Genomic DNA, 19,018 nt, shown 5'->3' with positions numbered 1-19,018 from the left:
ATCTCCTCGGGGCTCACGCGTGCTGGCTGCTGACGGAGACGACTTCGCCCGTCATGTAGGACGAATAGCCGCTGGCGAGGAAGACGATGACGTTCGCGACCTCCCACGGCTCGGCAGCCCGCCCGAACGCCTCCCGCGCCTTCAGCTGCTCGAGCAGCTCGGGCGAGGTGACCTTCTCGAGGAACGGATGCATCGCGAGGCTCGGTGACACGGCGTTGACGCGGATGCCGTGCGCGGCGAGATCCATCGCGGCGCTGCGCGTGAGCGCCATCACACCCGCCTTCGCCGCGGCGTAGTGCGCCTGATCGCGCTGGGCCCGCCAGCCGATGACGGAGGCGTTGTTGACGATCACCCCGCCGCCGCCGGCCGCGACCATGCGGCGACCGGCCGCCCGCACGCAGCGGAAGGTGCCCGTGAGCGTCACCGCGAGTACCGTGTCCCACTGCTCGTCGGTCATCTCCAGGATCGAGGCCGAACCGCCCAGCCCGGCGTTGTTGATCATCGCGTCGATGGGCCCGCCGTCCTCGCCGAGGTCGAGCAGGGCGGCGACGTCGTCCTCCTTCGTCACGTCGCAGACGCGCGTGCGCACCCGGTTCTCACCGAAACGCGCACCCAGCTCCTCCTGCGCCTGTGCGAGCCGGCCCGCGTGCGTGTCGCCGAGGACGACCAGCTCCGCCCCCTCCTCGAGGCAGCGCACGACCGTGGCCGAGCCGATTCCGGCGCCGGCCGCCGCCGTGACGACGATCCGCTTGCCCGCGAGGAGCTCGTGACCGGGGACGTAGGGAGGGGGTGCGCTCGCGCTCATGGACGTGCCTCTCGGGGTAGGCCGAGCACGCGCTCGGCGATGATGTTGCGCTGGATCTCGTCGGAGCCGCCGTAGAGCGTGTCCGCGCGGCTGAAGAGGTAGAGGGTCTGCAGGTCGGTCAACCCGTAGCCGTCGCCGACTGTGAGGCCCTCCGGCCCCGACACGGCCATCGCCAGTTCACCCAGCGAGCGGTGCCATTGCGACCACAGCAGCTTCGCCACCGACGCCTGGTGGCCCTGCTCTCCGCCGAGCGTGCGCAGTGCGTGCTGGCGGATCACCTCCAGCTCCATGTGCGCTTTCGCCAGGCGGTCCCGTAGCACAGGGTCTTCGGCCGCGCCCGTGCGGCGGGCGGTCGCGATGACGGCATCGAGCTCGCGGCGGAAGGCGATCTGCTGGGCGAGGGTGGACACGCCGCGCTCGAAGCCCAGCGTCGCCATGGCGACGCGGAACCCGTCGCCCTCCGCGCCGACGACCATGTCGGCATCCGTGCGGGCGTCGTCGAAGAAGACCTCGTTGAACTCGCTCGTCCCGGTCAGCTGCACGATGGGGCGCACTTCGATGCCCGGCTGGTCCATCGGCACGAGCAGGTAGGACAGGCCGGCATGGCGGACGGACCCCGGCACGGTGCGCGCGATCACGAAGCACCACTGCGCTTGCTGCGCGAGGGACGTCCACACCTTCTGGCCGTTGACAACCCACTCGTCCCCCTCGCGCAGGGCCTTCGTCGCGACGTTCGCGAGGTCCGATCCCGCCCCGGGCTCCGAGTACCCCTGGCACCAGAGTTCCTCGACGGCGAGGATCTTCGGCAGGAATCGCGCCCGCTGCTCCGGGGTGCCGTGTGCGATGAGCGTGGGGCCGAGCAGCTCCTCGCCGAGGTGGTTCACGCGGGCCGGCGCGTCGGCCCTGGCGTACTCCTCATGGAAGATGACCTGCTGAGCCAGGCTCAGCCCACGGCCGCCGAACTCCTCCGGCCACGCGACGCATGTCCAGCCGGCGTCCGCCATATGGCGGTTCCAGTCCCGGCGCGCCTCGAACTCCTCATGCTCTTTTCCGGAGCCGCCTTTGCCGCGCAGGTGGGCGAAGCGCCCGACGAGGTTGAGCTCGAGCCACCGACGGATCTCCGCACGGAAATCCTCGTCGGCTACGGTCTGAGTCGCGCCCATCTGTCCTCCTCGTCGAGATCGTGGTCACCGAGATCCGGTTCACGTATAGTATCGCCTAAACCAAGCGATTGTTTGGTTGATTGCGAGTTCAGAGAGGAACGCCATGACCAGCGATCCCACCGCCGAGGTGGTCACCTATGAGCTGCACGGGTCCACGGCGATCATCCGGCTGAACCGGCCCCGGTACCGCAACGCGCAGAACTCGAAGGTCACCTACGCGCTGGACGCCGCGTTCGTGCGCGCCGTGGACGATCCCGCTGTGGCGGTCATCGTACTGGGCGGGCACGGCGACCACTTCTGCGCGGGCCACGACATCGGCACGCCCGAGCGCGACATCGACGAGAGCTTCGCACGCAAAGCCGTCATCTGGTGGGATCACGTCGGAGCCCCCGGCGTGGACGGACGCCTCGCCCGTGAGTCCGAGGTCTACCTCGGCATGTGCCGGCGATGGCGCGAGATCCCCAAACCGGTCATCGCGATGGTGCAGGGCGCGTGCATCGCCGGCGGGCTCATGCTCGCGTGGTCCTGCGACTTCATCGTCGCCGCGGACGACGCCTTCTTCCAGGACCCGGTCGTGACGATGGGGATCCCCGGCGTCGAGTACTTCGCGCACCCCTGGGTGACGAATCCGCGCGCCGCGAAGGAGATGCTCTTCACGGGAGACCGCGTCCCCGCGGCCCGTGCCCGCGAGCTGGGAATGGTCAACCACGTCGTGCCGCGCGCCGAGCTCGAGGAGCGCACCCTCGAGCTCGCAGAGCGCATCTCGCGCATGCCGCGCCTGGGTCTCGCCCTGGCGAAGAAGGCCGTGAATCAGGCCGAGGACCTGCAGGGCATGCGGGCGGGCATGGATTCGGTGTTCGGCCTGCATCACGCCGCACACGCGCACAACGCGGAGGTCGGCGGCGACTCGCTCGGCGGCGTCGGCGTGAAGGCGATCCGAGACGAGGCCAAGGCGTGAACCTCGATCTGACACCGCAGCAGCAGCAGTTCGCCGCAGAGGTGCGGCAGTGGCTGGAGGAGAACGTTCCGGCCACACCCCTGCCCTCCATGGACACCGAGGCCGGGTTCGCCGCGCACCGGGAATGGGAGGCGACGCTCGCCGACGGCCGCTGGTCGGTCGTCTCCTGGCCCGAACAGTACGGCGGGCGGGATGCGGACCTGGTGGAGTGGGTGCTCTTCGAGGAGGAGTACTACCGCGCCGGCGCACCCACCAGGGTGGCTCAGAACGGCATCTCCCTGCTGGCGCCCATCCTCTTCCAGCACGGCACCCCGCAGCAGCAGGAGCGGTACCTGCGCTCGATGACGGACGGATCGCTCATCTGGGCACAGGCCTGGTCCGAGCCGGGCGCGGGGAGCGATCTGGCGGCCATCCGCAGCACCGCCCGTCGCGACGACGCCCGCGGCGGATGGGTGCTCAACGGGCAGAAGATCTGGAGCTCGCGCGCCGTGTGGGCGGACCGCGGCTTCGGCCTGTTCCGCTCCGATCCCGAGGCGCAGCGCCACCGAGGGCTCACCTATTACCTCTTCCCCCTCGATGCCGAGGGCATCACAGTGCGGCCGATCGCCCAGCTGGATGGGACGACGGGATTCGCCGAGATCTTCTTCGATGACGTCTTCGTACCCGATGAGGACGTCCTCGGGGCGCCCGGCGATGGCTGGCGCGTCGCGATGAGCACCGCCGGCAACGAGCGCGGGCTGTCCCTGCGCGCTCCCGGCCGGTTCCTCGCGGCTGCCCAGCGCCTGCTCGACCTGCACGACGCCCGGCCCGATGTCCGGGAGGTCGACGCGGTCGTGGATGCCTGGATCGGCGCGGAGGCCTACCGGCTGTTCACCTGGCAGACCGTCAGCGCCGTGCAGCAAGGCCACGAGGTCGGCGCGGAGGGCAGCATCAACAAGGTGTTCTGGTCCGAGCTGGACCTGCAGATCCACGAGTCGGCCCTGCGGCTGCTCGGCGCCGACGCCGAACTGCGCGGCGCAGGCGCCGTGGACGACGGCCGCTGGGCGGAGGACTACCTCTTCTCCCTCGCCGGCCCCATCTACGCGGGCACCAACGAGGTGCAGCGCAACATCATCGCCGAGCGCATCCTGGGACTCCCGCGCGGCGCGGACGGAAGGCGAGCCTGATGCGGTTCCTGCCCACAGACGAGCAAGTCGCCTTCGGCGAGGCGATCGATGAGATCGTCACCGACCACGGCGGCGCCGACATCGCCCAGCAGTGGGCGGCCGGCGACAGCGCCGCCGGCCTGAGCCTCTGGCGCACGTTCGCGGAGATGGGACTCACCGGCCTGCGCGTCAGCGAGGCGGACGGCGGGTTCGGGGGGTCGCTCGGCGATCTCGTCGTCGTCTTCGAGCGGTTGGGGTACCACGGAGCCCCCGGCCCGTACCTGGAGTCGGTCTCCCTGCTTCCCGCCCTCGTCGACCCCGAGACGCGGCGGGACCTCGCCGGCGGCGCCATCGGCACCGCGAGCGTGGCGGGCATCGCCCCGGCGGCGCTCGACGCCGACGTCGCGACGCACCTGTTCGCCCTCGATGGCGACACGATCCGTCGCGCGACGATCGCGCGGAGCGTCGACTCGCTCGCCCCCACGCGCCGGCTGTCCCTCCTCGCTCCCGAGGGTGAGACGCGCGACCTCCCGGCCGGGATGCGACACCGCGCACTCAACGAGGCGAGCCTGGCCGCGGCCGCGCTCCTCCTCGGCAGCGGCGAGCGCCTGCTGCGCGAAGCGGTCGCCTACGCGGGGCTGCGCGAGCAGTTCGGCCGCCCCATAGGCGAGTTCCAGGCACTCAAGCATCAGCTGGCGGACGTGCGCGTCGCCTTGACCTTCGCACGCCCGCTGCTGTGGAACGCCGCGCTGGAGGCAGCGGACGGCGACGGCGACCGCGCGGTCTCGGCCGCGAAGGTGGCCGCGTCCGACGCCGCACGCCTCGCCGCCCGCATCGCGCTGCAGGTGCACGGCGCGATCGGCTACACCGCGGAGCACCATCTGCGGATCTGGCTGGGCCTCGCGCCCGCCCTCGCCGGCGTCTGGGGGACCCCCGCGGCCCACCGGGCCCGCATCGCCCGCACCCTCCTCTCCTCCGACACGATCTGATCCGGGAGCCACCGTGGCACTTCACCTCAGCGACGAGCAGCAGGAGCTCATCAGCCTCCTGCAGGACGTGCTTGCCCAGCGCGCGGACAGCGCCGCGACACGACGGGTCCTCGACAGCGGCCACGGCTTCGACGAGGAACTCTGGACGCTGCTGTGCGGCGAGATCGGGGTCGCCTCGTTGGCCATCCCCGAGCAGTACGGCGGCGCCGGGTACACCGTCGAGGAGACGCAGCTCGTGCTGGAGGAGCTGGGCTACTCCCTCGCACCCTCGCCGTTCCTCGGCTCGGTGAGCATCTGCGCCCAGGCGATCCTGCTCAGCGGCGACGAGGATGCCGCGGCGAGACTCCTGCCGGCGATCGCCGACGGGACGACCATCGCGGCGCTCGGCTGGGCCGATGCCGTCGGCCGGTGGAACCCGTCGAGTGCGTCGGTCGACGCCACGCCCGGCGATACCTGGCGGCTGAACGGTGACGTTCCGCTGGTGCTCGAGGGGGAGACAGCAGGCATCCTCGTCGTCATCGCCCGCACGCCCGAGGGGCCGCGGCTGTTCGAGGTGCTCGATGCCGCCGCCGTGCCACGCACCGCCACGCCCGCGATGGACCTGACCCTGCGCGTCGCGACGCTGCATCTGCGCGACGCCGCCGCCCGCCCGCTCGGGCACGGCGGCTCGTCGGTGCTCGACGAGCTGCACGCGGTCGCTCTCACCGCGGTGGCGGCGGTGCAGGCCGGAACCGCGCGCCGCGCGCTGGATATGACGGTGGAGTACGCGAAGCAGCGCGTGCAGTTCGGCCGCCCGATCGGCTCGTTCCAGGCCATCAAGCACCGCCTGGCCGACATGCATGTGCGGGCAGAGACGGCACGCACCGCGGCCCGCGCGGCCGCGCGAGCGCTCGCCGACGGCGACGGGCAGCGGCATGAGCTCGCCGCGACAGCCAAGGCGACGTGCTCGGACGCGCTCGAGCTGATCGCGTCCGAGACGGTGCAGCTGCACGGCGGCATCGCCATCACCTGGGAGCACGACGCGCACCTGGTGTTCAAGCGCTCGCACGCTCTCGGTCAGCTGTTCGGCACCGCGCAGGAGCAGCGCGCCCGCCTGGCCGACGCGCTGCTAGCGGTGTCCTGAGCGAGCGATGTGCAGCGGGTGCGCGGCATCCGCGCTCCACTGGACGCGGGTCCGGTCGGGCTCGACCTGCGCGAGCGGGTCGGCCCGATGGAGCGTCAGCCGGCTGCGCCGAGCGAGCTCCTGATACAGCCGCACGCCGTTGCGCTTCCATTCCACCGCGTCGTCGTCCAGGCCGCCCGTCACCTTGGCCGGGCACCCCAGCGCCATGCTGCGGGCGGGGATCACCTGCCCGGCCGTGACGACCGCTCCGGCCCCCACCAGGGCGTTCTCGCCGACCACCGCACCGTCCAGGACCACGGCGCCGATGCCGATGAGCGCGTAGGACCCGATCCGGCAACCGTGCAGCGTCGCGCCGTGGCCGACGTGGCTGTTGGGCTCGAGGACGGCGTCCACGCCGGGGAACGCGTGGAGCACGCAGCCATCCTGCACGTTCGAGCCATCGCCGATCACGATGCGCCCGAAATCCCCGCGCGCGCTCGCGAACGGACCCACGTAGCATCCCGGCCCGACGATGACGTCGCCGATGAGGCTCGCCGTCTCGTGGACGAAGGCCGTGGGATCCACGACCGGCACGACGCCGTCGAACGCATAGACGGGCATCAGGCCACCTGGCCGCCGTCGATGATGAAGTCCTGCCCCGTGCAGTAGCTGCTGGCATCGCCCGCGAGGAAGGCCACCAGCCGCGAGACCTCCTCCGGCCGCCCCGCCCGAGGGATGGGGATGCGCGAGATGAAGCCCCTGCCTTCACGGGTGTCCTCCGAGATCATCGGAGTGTCCACCGCCCCGGGGCAGATCGTGTTGACGCGGATGCCGTGGGGTGCCAGCTCGCGCGCCGCCGAGCGGGACACTCCGCGCAGCCCCCACTTCGAGGCCGAGTAGGCCACCCGGTTCTCATAGCCGGCGACGCCTGCCGTCGAGGAGATGTTGATGATCGACCCCCCGGTGGCCTTCATCAGCGGTAGCACCGCCCGGATGCCGAGCATGGGACCGATCAGGTTGACGTCCAGCGTGAGCCGGATCGTGCGCTCGTCCGCCTCCTCCAGCGGTCCGACCGGGCAGAAGCCCGCATTGTTGACCAGGACATCGATGCGCCCGAAGCGCTCAGCGGCCGCTTCGACCACGGCGCTCCAATCGCCGTGCGACGTGACGTCGTGCCGCAGCCCGACGGCGTCGTCGCCGAACTCCGCTGCGGCCTCGCGGACGGCGTCGGGGTCGAGGTCGGTGAGCACCAGCCGCGCTCCGACCTCGTGCAGGAGACGGGCGTGCGACCTGCCCTGTCCGCCGGCGGCCCCGGTGATGACGACGACCTTGCCGCTGAGATCGATGATCTGCGTTGCGCTCATGAATGCTCCTCTGTTTGACTGCCTAACAAGCACTTGTTTGGAGTGAGATGACACGTCTGCATCACGTGGGGATCACCGTCAGCGACGCCGGCCGGGCGGCCGCGTTCTATGCGGCCGCGACCGAGGGCACCGTGATCGGCCCGCTCGTCAAGAGCGGTCCGGCCGTCGAGGCCGCGGTCGGCCATCCCGGGGTCGAGGTGGTGCTCACGTTCGTGGAGGGCCAGGACGGGGTCTTCATCGAGCTGGCGGAGTATCGCCACGCCCCCGCCCGCGCCATCGACCCCGACACCGCACATGTGGCTGCCGCGCACCCGGCGATCGTCGTCGACGACCTGGAAGCCGCGCTGGCGCGCGTCGCCGTCCTCGGCTACTCGCCACTCTCCGCGACGATGACGGCGACCCAGGGTCCGATGGAGGGCTACCGCTACGTGTACGTGCTCGGACCCGATAGCGTGCGCGTCGAGCTGCTGCAAGAACCTCACTGAACCGCACCGCCCAGCACGCGCATCTCGTCGTCGTCGAGCACGACGCCGGCGGCGGCGGCCGAATCGACGATGCTCTCCGGACGGCTCGCGCCGGGAATGGGGATGATCACCGGAGACAGCCGCAGCAGCCATGCCAGCGCGATGCGCTGCGGGGACACGGCGCGGGCGCGTGCCACCGCGGCGATGGCGCGCGCCCGATCGCCGAGAGCCTTGGCTTCGCGCATGCCGCCCAGCGGCCCCCAGGCCAGCAGCGCCAGCCCGTGCGCCTCGCACTGGCGCAGCACATCCGCCGCCGGCGGCGCGAGCGGCGACAGTTCGTTCTGCACGCTGACCAGAGCCGGCCCGACGATCTCGATGGCCTCCGACAGCTGCGCGGAGTCGACATTGGACACCCCGACGCGCTGCGCGATCCCGTCGTCGACGAGCGCTCGCAGCGCCCCCATCGAATCCGCAAAGGGCACCCTCGGGTCCGGCCGGTGGTGCTGATACAGCGGCAGGGCGTCCAGACCGAGCCGACGCAGCGATGCGCGGGCGGCTCGGGCGAGGTGCGCGGGGCTCCCGTCGATCCACCATGTGGCATTCGGCCCGCGGGTGTGGCCGCCTTTGGTGGCCACCACGACGCGGCTGAGGTCACCCGGATGCGTTCGCAGCGCGGCGATGAGCGCGCGCTCGTTGACCCCCATCTCCTCGGTGGGGCCGTACGAGTCGGCCGTGTCGAACAGCGTCACTCCGGCGTCGAGTGCGGCGTGCACGGCGCGCACGCCTCGCGCCGTGTCCGCATCGGGCACCTGCGTCAGCGTCATCGCCCCCATGCCGATCGCGGACACCTGAAGATCACCCAGAGGCCGCAGGGCAAGCTCCGCAGGGATCGGTTCACCCACAGCTGTCCTCCTCGACGATGGGCCTTTCCGACATGCTACTGTGATTCCCAAACAAGCGCTAGGTTTACAGCGCTTCGCAGCGTCGCGAAAGGAAAGCCGGATGTCGGACAAACGGTCGAGTATCGAGGAGGCCGTCGCCTCGCTGGAGAGCGGGATGACGATCGGCATCGGCGGATGGGGGTCACGGCGCAAGCCGATGGCGCTCGTGCGCGAGATGCTCCGCCGCGACGACCTCACCGACCTCACCGTCGTCGCATTCGGCGGCCCCGACGTCGGTCTGCTCGCGGCCGCCGGTCGGATCCGACGCCTCGTCTACGGCTTCGTCTCCCTCGACAGCATCCCGCTCGATCCGCTGTTCACCCGCGCCCGCGAGCAGGGACTGCTGGAGATCGAGGAGTACGACGAGGGCATGTTCGTCACGGGCCTGCGCGCGGCGGCGGCGCGGCTGGACTTCCTCCCCATCCGCGCGGGCCTCGGCTCCGACGTGCTGCCGGCGAACCCGCACCTGCGCACCGTGCGCTCGCCCTACTCCGACGCGGAGTACGTGGCCATGCCCGCCCTCCCCCTCGACGTCGCGCTCGTGCACATGAACCGGGCAGACCAGAGCGGCAACGCGCAGTTCCTGGGCCCGGACCCCTACTTCGACGACCTGTTCGCGATGGCGGCGCAGCGCACGATCGTGTCGGCCGAGCAGGTGGTGCCCACCGAGGACCTGCTGTCAGAGGGCTCATTCCACACGCTGCTGTTCAGCCGCATGTACGTCTCGACCGTGGTCGAGGCCCCCCGTGGCGCGCACTTCACCACCTGCGAACCCGATTACGGGCGCGATGAGGCCTTCCAGCGCCACTATGCGACCAGCGCCAAGGACCCGGATGCCTGGCAGCTCTTCGATCGCACCTTCCTCCAGACCGACGAGGCGGGATACCACCGCGCCGTCGCCCAGTTCCATGCTCCCGAAGGAGACGCATGACCACCGACGCCACCCTCGCCGAGATCTGCATCGCGGCGTGCGCAGACACCTACCTCGACTCCGGCGAGATCCTCGCCCACGCCGTCGGCGTGATCCCGACCCTCGGCGCTCGACTGGCGAAGCTGACCAGCGCACCGGACATCGTGCTCACCGATGGCGAGGCCTTCCTGCTGAGCGGACCACCGACTCCCGGCCTGGCTGACGCCTCGGCACCGGCGGTCGAGGGCTGGGCTCCGTTCCGGCGCATCTTCGACATCCTCGCCACCGGGCGCCGCCAGTCCATGATGGGCGCCAGCCAGCTCGACGCGTTCGGAAATCAGAACATCTCGCTCATCGGGGACTGGGATCGGCCCACCCGCCAGCTCATCGGCGTGCGGGGCGCACCGGGGAACACGGCGAACCACCGCGTGGATTACTGGATCTCCCGGCACAGCGCGCGCATCTTCGTGGAGTCCGTCGACATGGTCTCGGGCGTCGGCAACGACCGTGCCCGTCAGGCATCCCTGCAGTTCCACCACCTCGGCGTGATCGTCACCAATCTCGCCGTGTTCGACTACGACACCGCGGGCCGCGTGAAGGTGCGCTCGATCCACCCCGGCGTCGACCCGCAGAGCGTGGTGGATGCCACCGGCTTCGCCATCGACGTCGCTGGCTCACCCGAGACGCGCCGCCCGGACGCGGAGGAGCTGCGGCTCATCCGCGACGTGCTCGACCCCCGGGGCAGCCGCTCCCGCGAAGTCGCGGACTGACGCGGCGCGCGTGTCAGCCGGCGAGGAGTCCGTCGTGAAGAAGTCCCAGGTAGTTCTCACTGAGGCTGGCCGCCGTGTGCCCTCGGCCGGGGCGGAACCAGCCGACGGTGGACCACACCGCGTCGCGGATGAACCGGTAGGTGATGCCCGCATCCAGGGACGCGCGGAAATCTCCGGCGCGCTGCCCCTCTTTGATCTGGTCCAGCCAGATCGTCTCGATGCGGGCGCTGTACTCCTGCAGGAACTCGAAACCCGGCTCCTTCACGAGGAACGACAGCTCGTTCTGGTACAGCCCGACGGCATCCGGCTGCCGCTCGATGGTGACGAAGGCGTGCTCGATCAGCTTGTCGAGCACCTCCCGCGGGGTCCCCGCCTCGGCGACGATCTGCTCGAAGCGCTCGACGAGGCTGGTCATGAAGCCACGGAGGATCTCCTGGAGGATCGCCTCCTTCGACGAGAAGTGGTGGTACAGACTCCCCGAGAGGATCCCCGCCTCGTCAGCGATGTCGCGGACCGTCGTGGCGGAGTACCCGCGCTGCGCAATCAGCCGGGCGGCGATCGAGAGGATCTGCTCCCGCCGTTCGGACGTCTGCTCCTGGCGGCCCGCACGTGCTTTCGGTGGCATGGTGCTCCTTCGGTGGAGTTCTATTATGACAAGCGTTTGCTCAAAAATGCTGCACACCGGCGTGCATCGGCCTGTCGCCGCGCCGGGGTGTTCGCACGATACTCGAAGGGACGTGCATGAGCACCACAATCTCCGAAGCCACCACCATCCCGGCTCTCCTCGCGGAGATGGCCGAGCTGGGAGACCATCCCGCGATCGTGGACGGCACGACCACCGTGACCTACCGCGACCTCGAGACGCGCGTGCGCGAGGTCGCTGCGGCATACCTCTCCCAGGGGGTCGTCCGCGGTGATCGCGTCGCGGTATGGGCACCGAACCGTGCGGAGTTCATCCTCGCCATGCTCGGCGCGCAGCTCATCGGCGCGTCGGTCGTGCCGCTGAACACTCGCTACACCGGCAACGAGGCCGCCGTCATCCTGAGCCGCTCACGCGCCGTCGCCCTGGTGATGGCCGAGGGCTTCCTGGGCCGCTCCTACGCGTCGGCACTGCGCGACGCGGCATCCAGCCTCGGCGCCGCAGGCGCCGTCTATCCCGGCCTCGAGCACCTGCGCGTGGCCGTCACACTCCCGGGAGCGGACTGCGCCGAGGCCGGCCACCTGTGCTGGGAGGAGTTCCTCGCAGCGGGGACCGCGCTGAGCGCCGCCGGGCTGCAGGACGCCATCGATCAGGTCACCCCCCATGACGTCATGGACATCCTCTTCACGTCCGGCACCACGGGCATCCCCAAGGGGGTCATGAGCGCGCACCGGCAGACGCTCAGCGTCGCGCGCGCCTGGGCCCTGGGGGCGGAGCTCTCCGCCGACGACCGCTACGCCATCGTCAACCCGTTCTTCCACGGCTTCGGCTACAAAGCCGGGGTGATCACGGCGCTGATGGCGGGGACGACGATCTACCCCGTTGCGGTGTTCCAGCCCGATCAGCTGCTCGAGCTCATCCAGTCCGCGGGGATCACCGTGCTGCCCGGAGTCCCCACGATCTTCACGTCGCTGCTGGACCACCCGCGCCTGTCCGAGTATGACCTGTCGTCGCTGCGGTTCGCCATCGCGGGAGCCACCGCTGCGCCCGCCACGCTGTTCCACGACATGGTCGGCATCCTCGGCTTCCGCACGGTCGCGCAGGCGTACGGGCTGACCGAATGCGTCGTGGCGACCCTGTCGCGCCCGGGCGAAACCCTGGAGCATGCCGCTCAGACGACCGGGCCCGCCGTCCACGGCGTCGAGATCCGCGTCGTGGACGAGGACGGGCGAGACGTCGAGGTGGGGACGGACGGCGAGATCCTGCTGCGCGGCGACAACGTGATGCTCGGCTACTTCGAGGACGAGGAGTCGACCAATGCCGCCATCGACCCGCAGGGCTGGTTCCGCACCGGCGACGTCGGCCGCTTCGACGAGCACGGATGCCTGAAGATCACGGACCGACTCAAGGACATGTTCATCGTCGGCGGCTTCAACGTCTATCCGGCAGAGGTGGAGAACGTGCTGCGCAAGCATCCCGCCGTCAACGAGTCGGCCGTCGTCGGGATCGATGACGACCGCATGGGCACGGTGGGTCGCGCGTACGTGCTGCTGCTGCACACCGCGGAGGACAAGCCGGACGCCGTCGAGCTGGACGCGTTCTGCCGCGCGCACCTGGCCAACTTCAAGGTGCCGCGGGAGTTCGTCTTCGTCGAGGACTTCCCCCGCAATGCGACGGGCAAGATCCTGAAGTCCGACCTGCGCCAGGTCGCACACTGAGCCACGACGCCGGAATCGACGAAGCGGCCCGCCCTCGATGAGGCGGGCCGCTTCGTCGTGCGCGGGCGTCAGCTGAGTCGCTCGAGCACGAGCGCCATCCCCTGCCCGCCGGCGACGCACATCGTCTCGACGGCGAACTGCTCGTCACGCTCCTGCAGTGCGTGGATCGCGGTGGTCGCGATCCGTGCGCCGGTCATGCCGTACGGGTGCCCCAGGGCGATGGCACCCCCGTTGACGTTGACCTTCTCGGGATCGATGCCGATGTCGTCGATCGCCGGCAGGACCTGAGCGGCGAACGCCTCGTTGATCTCGAGGATGTCGATGTCGGAGATGCTCATGCGCGCGTGCGCCAGCGCCCGCTGCACGGCATCCACGGGACCCAGCCCCATGATCTCGGGCGACAGCGCGGAGACGCCGGTGGCGACGATCCGCGCGAGAGGGGTCAGGCCCAGCTCGGCGGCGCGCACATCGCTCATGATCACGAGCGCCGCCGCACCATCGTTGAGCGCGCAGCAGTTGGCGGCGGTCACGGTGCCCGTCGGGCGGAACACCGGCTGCATCCCGCTGATCTTCTCCAGCGTCACGCCGGCGCGCGGACCGTCATCGGCGCCGACCCACGAGCCGTCCGGCAGCTGCACCGGGGTGATGTCGCGCTGCCAGAATCCGCGCTCCGCCGCCGCCTCGGCCCGGTTCTGGCTGAGCACGGCCCACTCGTCCTGGGCGCGACGGGACACACCGCGCAGCGATGCCACGTTCTCCGCGGTGTCGCCCATGGCGATGTAGATGTCGGTCTGCTCGCCCCGCCCCCGAGGGTCGGACCAGACGAAGTCGGGATCCTCACCCTGCACCCGCGTGCGATCCGCGGCGTCGAGGTAGCCGGGGTGCTTGGTGTCGGGCATCCCGTCCGACTTGCCGAACGCGAACTGCGACACGGTCTCCACGCCCGCCGAGATGAAGACGTCGCCTTCGCCCGCCTTGATCGCGTGGAACGCCATGCGGGTGGTCTGCAGCGACGAGGAGCAGTACCGGTTCACCGTCGTTCCGGGCACCGTGTCGAGCCCGAGCTGCAGCGCCACCATGCGGCCGATGTTGTAACCCTGTCGCCCCGCGGGCTGCGCGCAGCCCATCATCAGGTCCTCGACCGTGGCCGGGTCCAGCCCCGGGGCGCCGTCCAGCGCGGCCCGGACGATCTGGGCCGCCAGGTCGTCGGCGCGCATGTCCTTCAGACTGCCTTTGTAGGCCCGCCCGATAGGCGATCGCGCGGCGGAGACGATTACGGCTTCGGTCATGACGGAGCTCCTCGGGAGGTGTCGGTTCGATCGGCCCGCATCACCATGTCGGCGTGCGGGGTGTGGCTGAGGAAGGCAGGCCATTCGCCGCCGCCGTCGACGGCGAGCACCGCTCCGGTGACGTGGGCGGCCAGCGGGGAGGCGAGCATGACGCAGACGCGCCCGACCTCCTCGGGCGTCGCGAGCTGTCCGCGCGGGATCGTGCGGGCGATCTGCGCGTACTGCTCGGGGCTGCCGTAATGGTCGACGGCGCCCTCCGTCGCGACGAGCCCGCAGCTGATGGCGTTGACGCGCACGTCGGGGGCCCACTCCACGGCGAGGCTCGCGCTCAGGCTCTCCAGCGCCGCCTTCGCGGCGCCGTACACGGCGGTGCCGGGGCTCGGGCGCCGGGCGCTGATGGAGGTGATGTTGACGACCGACCCCTGCGCGGCCCGGAGGGCGTCGTAGGCGGCGCGGGACGTGAAGGCGGCGGAGAGGAAGTTGAGCTCTGTGATGGCGGTGAGATACCGCGGCGAGCCGGCCTCGAAGCGGCCGAACGGCGACCCGCCGACGTTGTTGACCAGCACGTCGAGGCGGCCGTGGCGCTCGAGGATGTCCTGTATCCAGCCGTCGACCCGGTCCGGATCGCGCACGTCGACCGAGCGGAAGACGGCCGTGCGCCCGCCGACGGTGGGCAGCTGCTCGGGCTGCGAGCGCCCGCACAGCTCGACGTCTGCGCCGGCTTCGAGGAACGCCGCGGCGATGCCCCGTCCCACCCCGCGCCCGCCGCCCGTGATCGCGATGACCATTCCCGAGAAGTCGATGACCAGACTCACGTCGTCTCCTGTGTCCTGACGCATCTGCGCGTCATGCTCGTCCAGCATACCAACCAAATGCTAGGTTGCTGATATGGATGCCGCCGACGTCTCCCCCGCCCGCACCGTCGTCGTCACCGGAGGAGCACTCGGCATCGGCGGAGCCATCACCCGGCGATTCGCCCGTGACGGCGACCGCGTGATCCTCGTCGACATCGACGAGACGGCTGCCCGGACGGCACACGAGGAGATCCGCACGGCGGGCGGCGACTGCACGGTCGTCGTCGGCGACATCACCCGGGACGAGACCGTCGACGCGCTGCGGGCGGCGGTGGAGGCCGGTCACGGCCGGGTGGACGTGCTGGTCAACAACGTGGGCGACTTCCGGCCGGCCAAGTCGTTCTTCGCCAAGAGCTCGGCCTCCCAATGGGATCGGCTGCACGAGCTCAACCTCCGCCACGTGTTCACCGTCACCCACGCGCTGCTGCCCTGGATGCTCGCCCGGGGCAACGGCGTCATCGTCAACGTGTCGACGGTAGAGGCCTTCCGCGGCATCCCCGGACACGCCGTCTACTCCGCGTACAACGCCGGTGTGTCGGCGTTCACCAAGAGCCTGGCCGTCGAGCTCGGACCGTCCGGCATCCGGGTCAACGCCATCGCCCCGGACCTGGCCGACACCAAGCAGACCCCGGCGGCGCTCATGCTCGCCGGCCGGGACCCCGCGCTGCTGCGGTCGTGGCTGCCGGCCGGCCGCTTCGGCATCCCCGAGGACTTCTCCGGCGTCGTCGCCTTCCTGGCCTCACCGGACGCCGCATTCATCACCGGGCACACGATCCCCGTGGACGGCGGCACGCTCGCGGCATCCGGGTGGTACGGAAAGGCCGGCGGCCGCGGCTGGACGAACCTGCCCGATCAGGCCTGAGCGGCCCCGGGATAGCCCAGCACGGTGCGCTGATCCCGGCTGTACGCGGTGGTGATCCGACGGGCGATGCGCCACCGGCCGCCCACGCGGGCATAGTCCACGTCGTAGACGCCGACCATGATCAGTCGCGGCGCTCCGGGCTGAAGCGCCCAGACCCCGTGGAACTCGAGATGGATGCGCGCGGTCGCCCGGTCGCCATCGAGCGTGATCTGCGGCAGGTGCATCATGTGGATGCCGTCGAAGGGCGCCGAACTGCAGAAGTCCCGCAGGGCCGAGGTGCCCTGCACGAACGTCACCGGCGGCGCATCGCCCTCCGCCCACGACTGGTAGATGCCGTCCGCGGTGAACAGCGCACTCCAGGCGGCGCCGTCCCTCTCATCGAAGGACCGCGCGTAGGCGCCCTCCAGCTCGTGGATCGCCAGTCGGTCCTCGAGCAGTCGCACCCGGCCTTCGAGGTCGCACCCGACGGCCCCTCCGCACCCGGCCGCGTCGGGACCGCGGCCGGGTGCTTCAGGCAGCCGCACCGAAGTACGCCCGCTGGATGTCGTCCACGGAGATCGTCGAGGCCCGGCCGGAGAGCACCGTCCTGCCCATCTCGATGACCGACACCTCGTCGGCGATCGCCACCGAGTCCTGCACAGCCTGCTCCACCAGGAGGATGCCGATGCCGGTGTCGCGCAGCTCATGCACCCGCTCCATGACCTCCTTCACGACGACCGGCGCCAGCCCTTGGCTGGGCTCGTCCAGGATGAGCAGCCGCGGCTTCGCCATGAGGGCCTGGCCGATGGCGAGCATCTGCTGCTGACCTCCGGACATGCTCCCCGCCGTCAGCGAGCGCTTGGCCGCGAGAATGGGGAAGAGCTGGTAGATCTCCTCGACAGCCGACGCGAGCTCCCGCTTGCTCTTCTTGCGCGAGAATCCGCCGAGCAGCAGGTTCTGCTCGATCGTCAGCTCGCGGAAGACCCGCTTGCCCTCCTGCACATACGAGATGCCGAGGCTGACCCGGCGATGGGCGGGCGCGGTCAGCGGCCCTCCAGCGAAGGAGATCGTGCCGCCCGACACCCGGTTCAGACCGGTGATCGCGCGCAGCGTCGTGGTCTTGCCCGCACCGTTGCGCCCGAGCAGCACCGTGATCTGGCCGGGTCGCACCGTGAGCGAGACGTCTCGCACGACCTTCAGGTCGCCGTAGCCGGTCTGCAGGCCGGATACCTCCAGCAGGATCTCGTCACTCATCGCCGCCTCCTGTGTGCGCGTTGTGGTCCGCCGTCACGCCGAGGTACTCCTCCATGACGCGGGTGTTGCGTTCGATCTCGGCCGGCGTCCCGTGCGCCATCACGGCGCCCTGGGCCAGCACGTAGATCTCGTCGGCCATGCGCAGCACCAGCTGGAAGTTGTGCTCGACCAGGATGACGGTCATGCCGGCGTCGCGCAGCCGGAGGATGAGGCTCTCGAGCACGTCGAGCTCGTCCTCATCCAGGCCCGAGGCCACCTCGTCCAGCAGCAGCACCTTCGGCGCGGCCACCAGGCTTCGGGCCACCTCGAGCAGCCGGCGGTTGCCCAGCGGCAGCGAGTCGGCCATCTGGTCGCGCTGATCGGTCAGCCCTACCAGGGCGAGCGCCCGCTCGGCCTCGGCACGGTCCACCCGGTGGGTGCGCCAGAACGAGGGCAGCCGCAGAATCGAGGCGAGGATGCTCGCCCGCGTTCCGGCGTATCGCCCGGCTTCGACGGCTTCGAGCACGGTGAGCTTCTCCGGCACGTTGGGCGTCTGGAACGTGCGGGACACGCCCGCACGCGCCACCTTGTAGGCGGGCAGCCCCTGCACGGCCTCGCTGTCGATGGAGATCGTCCCGGAATCGGCCCGGTAGAAACCCGAGATCATGTTCAACAGCGTCGTCTTGCCTGATCCGTTCGGGCCGATGATCGCCGTGACGGCGCCCGGCTTGGCCTCGACCGAGACCTCGGACAGCGCCTGGTTGCCGCCGAACGCCTTCGACACCTGATCGGTGCGCAGCAGCGCGCCGTCGAGCTTGCCGATCTCGGCGGGCACAGGTTGCGGCCGCACCGTGCCGACCTTGACGTGCGCGGCCGCGTCGGCGCGCCGCACGAGCGCCCGCATCAGTCCGGACAGTCCGCCGGTGAAGGCCACACCGCCCAGCAGCAGGAAGGCGCCGGCGATGATCAGCCCGAACTGCTGGAAGTTCGTCGACTGGTTCATGCCGAACTGCAGCACTGCCGCACCGACGATCGCACCGTAGATGCTGGCGGACCCCCCGAAGATCGACGCCGCGAGGATCGTCATCGCGAAGGAGAACGCGAAGGCCTCGGGCGAGATGAACAGGTCGAGGTTGGCGAAGAGCACACCGGCGAGGCCGGCGGGCAGAGCGCCGATCGCGTAGGCGGTGAGCTTCGCCCGGAACACCGAGATCCCCATGGAGGATGCCAGCACGGGGCTCTGTTTCAGCACACGGAGGGCCGACCCGTGGCGCGAGACGATGAGGTTGCGCACCATCGCGAAGATCAGGATGGTGATCACCACGAGGATGACGTAGTAGGTGTCGCCACTGATCGGCTCCCCGAACATCGTCGGCGGCTGGATGCCGGCGAGTCCGTTGCGTCCGCCGGTCTGCGCCTTGAAGATCGACAGCACGTCAGGGAGCAGGATGATGAGGAAGAACGAGGTCATCGCGAGCGACCAGCTGCCCAGGCGCAGGCCAGGGATGCCCGAGATCAGCCCGACGACCAGCGCGACCGCCGCTCCCGCGAGCAGCTGCACCCACAGTTCCGTGACGCCGGCCTTGCTGACCATGCCAGCCGTGTAGGCGCCCGCCGCGTACATCGCGACCTGGCCCATCGCCAGTTCGCCCGCGTAGCCGAGCGACAGGTTCAGTCCCACCACGATGAGCGCGAGGATGAGCGTCAGTTCGATCTGCCGGGTGATGGCATAGCTCATGCCGAGCAGCGGGACCACGAGCAGGACCGCACCGGCCGCGAGCGGCCAGAGCCAACCGGGTACCGCGCGCAGCTTCAGCCAGAGAGCAGCCATG

Annotated in this window: 20 protein-coding genes; 9 read left to right on the top strand and 11 right to left on the bottom strand. The window is 70.4% G+C overall.

Going from position 1 to position 19,018, the window contains the following annotated elements:
- Positions 1-13: 13 nt before the first annotated feature.
- Together NQ165_RS09935 and NQ165_RS09930 are read right to left on the bottom strand one after the other, a co-directional pair.
- The gene (locus NQ165_RS09935; RefSeq protein ID WP_257533123.1) at positions 14-805 is read right to left on the bottom strand and encodes an SDR family oxidoreductase; all 792 of its coding nucleotides are present in this window, start codon (positions 803-805) and stop codon (positions 14-16) included.
- Entirely contained in the window at positions 802-1,968 is a 1,167-nt protein-coding gene (locus NQ165_RS09930; protein WP_257533122.1) for an acyl-CoA dehydrogenase family protein, read from the bottom strand. The genes NQ165_RS09935 and NQ165_RS09930 overlap by 4 nt, the downstream gene beginning before the upstream one ends.
- 103 nt (positions 1,969-2,071) lie before the next feature.
- Here NQ165_RS09930 and NQ165_RS09925 point away from each other — a divergent pair, with 103 nt between their 5' ends.
- Genes NQ165_RS09925 through NQ165_RS14660 form a run of 4 tightly spaced genes read left to right on the top strand, consistent with a single transcriptional unit; the run spans position 2,072 to position 6,183 of the window.
- Positions 2,072-2,926 carry an enoyl-CoA hydratase gene (locus NQ165_RS09925; RefSeq protein ID WP_257533121.1) on the top strand — a complete coding sequence of 285 codons (855 nt, stop codon included), beginning with the start codon at positions 2,072-2,074 and terminating at the stop codon, positions 2,924-2,926.
- Positions 2,923-4,092: an acyl-CoA dehydrogenase family protein gene (locus tag NQ165_RS09920; protein WP_257533120.1), complete on the top strand. Its 1,170-nt coding sequence runs from the start codon at positions 2,923-2,925 to the stop codon at positions 4,090-4,092. Before NQ165_RS09925 ends, NQ165_RS09920 begins: the two co-directional genes overlap by 4 nt.
- Positions 4,092-5,060 carry an acyl-CoA dehydrogenase family protein gene (locus NQ165_RS09915; protein WP_257533119.1) on the top strand — a complete coding sequence of 323 codons (969 nt, stop codon included), beginning with the start codon at positions 4,092-4,094 and terminating at the stop codon, positions 5,058-5,060. Before NQ165_RS09920 ends, NQ165_RS09915 begins: the two co-directional genes overlap by 1 nt.
- A 13-nt stretch (positions 5,061-5,073) precedes the next feature.
- Positions 5,074-6,183, top strand: coding sequence for an acyl-CoA dehydrogenase family protein (locus NQ165_RS14660; protein WP_257533118.1), 1,110 nt, complete (start codon positions 5,074-5,076; stop codon positions 6,181-6,183).
- On the opposite strand, the gene NQ165_RS09905 is transcribed toward NQ165_RS14660, so the two are convergent.
- Positions 6,169-6,783 carry a gamma carbonic anhydrase family protein gene (locus tag NQ165_RS09905; RefSeq protein ID WP_257533116.1) on the bottom strand — a complete coding sequence of 205 codons (615 nt, stop codon included), beginning with the start codon at positions 6,781-6,783 and terminating at the stop codon, positions 6,169-6,171. The genes NQ165_RS14660 and NQ165_RS09905 overlap by 15 nt on opposite strands.
- Entirely contained in the window at positions 6,783-7,526 is a 744-nt protein-coding gene (locus NQ165_RS09900; protein WP_257533114.1) for an SDR family NAD(P)-dependent oxidoreductase, read from the bottom strand. Before NQ165_RS09900 ends, NQ165_RS09905 begins: the two co-directional genes overlap by 1 nt.
- A gap of 47 nt (positions 7,527-7,573) precedes the next feature.
- Between NQ165_RS09900 and NQ165_RS09895 the strand changes: the two genes are divergently transcribed.
- A complete protein-coding gene (locus NQ165_RS09895; RefSeq protein ID WP_257533112.1) occupies positions 7,574-8,011 on the top strand; it encodes a VOC family protein in 438 nt (145 codons plus the stop codon).
- Here the strand turns inward: NQ165_RS09895 and NQ165_RS09890 are convergent.
- A complete protein-coding gene (locus tag NQ165_RS09890) occupies positions 8,005-8,892 on the bottom strand; it encodes an aldo/keto reductase (protein ID WP_257533110.1) in 888 nt (295 codons plus the stop codon). The genes NQ165_RS09895 and NQ165_RS09890 overlap by 7 nt on opposite strands.
- A 100-nt stretch (positions 8,893-8,992) precedes the next feature.
- On the opposite strand from NQ165_RS09890, the gene NQ165_RS09885 reads away from it, so the two are divergent.
- Entirely contained in the window at positions 8,993-9,862 is an 870-nt protein-coding gene (locus tag NQ165_RS09885; RefSeq protein ID WP_257533108.1) for a CoA transferase subunit A, read from the top strand.
- Positions 9,859-10,611, top strand: coding sequence for a CoA-transferase subunit beta (locus NQ165_RS09880; RefSeq protein WP_257533106.1), 753 nt, complete (start codon positions 9,859-9,861; stop codon positions 10,609-10,611). Before NQ165_RS09885 ends, NQ165_RS09880 begins: the two co-directional genes overlap by 4 nt.
- Positions 10,612-10,624: 13 nt before the next feature.
- Here NQ165_RS09880 and NQ165_RS09875 read toward each other — a convergent pair whose 3' ends face one another.
- Positions 10,625-11,236, bottom strand: coding sequence for a TetR/AcrR family transcriptional regulator (locus NQ165_RS09875; protein ID WP_257533104.1), 612 nt, complete (start codon positions 11,234-11,236; stop codon positions 10,625-10,627).
- Between the two features lie 116 nt (positions 11,237-11,352).
- Between NQ165_RS09875 and NQ165_RS09870 the strand changes: the two genes are divergently transcribed.
- Positions 11,353-12,969 carry an AMP-binding protein gene (locus NQ165_RS09870; RefSeq protein WP_257533102.1) on the top strand — a complete coding sequence of 539 codons (1,617 nt, stop codon included), beginning with the start codon at positions 11,353-11,355 and terminating at the stop codon, positions 12,967-12,969.
- Between the two features lie 68 nt (positions 12,970-13,037).
- On the opposite strand, the gene NQ165_RS09865 is transcribed toward NQ165_RS09870, so the two are convergent.
- Positions 13,038-14,258, bottom strand: coding sequence for an acetyl-CoA C-acetyltransferase (locus NQ165_RS09865; protein WP_257533100.1), 1,221 nt, complete (start codon positions 14,256-14,258; stop codon positions 13,038-13,040).
- Entirely contained in the window at positions 14,255-15,121 is an 867-nt protein-coding gene (locus NQ165_RS09860; RefSeq protein ID WP_257533098.1) for an SDR family oxidoreductase, read from the bottom strand. Before NQ165_RS09860 ends, NQ165_RS09865 begins: the two co-directional genes overlap by 4 nt.
- A gap of 25 nt (positions 15,122-15,146) precedes the next feature.
- On the opposite strand from NQ165_RS09860, the gene NQ165_RS09855 reads away from it, so the two are divergent.
- Positions 15,147-15,974, top strand: coding sequence for an SDR family NAD(P)-dependent oxidoreductase (locus NQ165_RS09855; protein WP_257533095.1), 828 nt, complete (start codon positions 15,147-15,149; stop codon positions 15,972-15,974).
- On the opposite strand, the gene NQ165_RS09850 is transcribed toward NQ165_RS09855, so the two are convergent.
- The 3 genes from NQ165_RS09850 to NQ165_RS09840 all read right to left on the bottom strand — a co-directional run bounded on the left by NQ165_RS09850 (position 15,965) and on the right by NQ165_RS09840 (position 19,017).
- On the bottom strand, positions 15,965-16,417 hold the full coding sequence (locus NQ165_RS09850) for a nuclear transport factor 2 family protein (RefSeq protein ID WP_257533093.1): 453 nt from the start codon (positions 16,415-16,417) through the stop codon (positions 15,965-15,967). The genes NQ165_RS09855 and NQ165_RS09850 overlap by 10 nt on opposite strands.
- A 67-nt stretch (positions 16,418-16,484) precedes the next feature.
- Positions 16,485-17,207 (bottom strand): ABC transporter ATP-binding protein, encoded by a 723-nt coding sequence (locus NQ165_RS09845; RefSeq protein ID WP_257533091.1) that lies wholly within the window; start codon positions 17,205-17,207, stop codon positions 16,485-16,487.
- Positions 17,200-19,017, bottom strand: a complete 1,818-nt coding sequence (locus tag NQ165_RS09840; protein ID WP_257533089.1) for a branched-chain amino acid ABC transporter ATP-binding protein/permease — start codon at positions 19,015-19,017, stop codon at positions 17,200-17,202. The genes NQ165_RS09845 and NQ165_RS09840 overlap by 8 nt, the downstream gene beginning before the upstream one ends.
- Position 19,018 lies beyond the last annotated feature (1 nt).

Source organism: Microbacterium sp. zg.Y1084 (assembly GCF_024623595.1).
Classification (GTDB): Bacteria; Actinomycetota; Actinomycetes; order Actinomycetales; family Microbacteriaceae; genus Microbacterium; species Microbacterium wangruii.
Note: the sequence above shows the minus strand (reverse complement) of the source record. Positions and strands in the feature narration are given on the sequence as shown.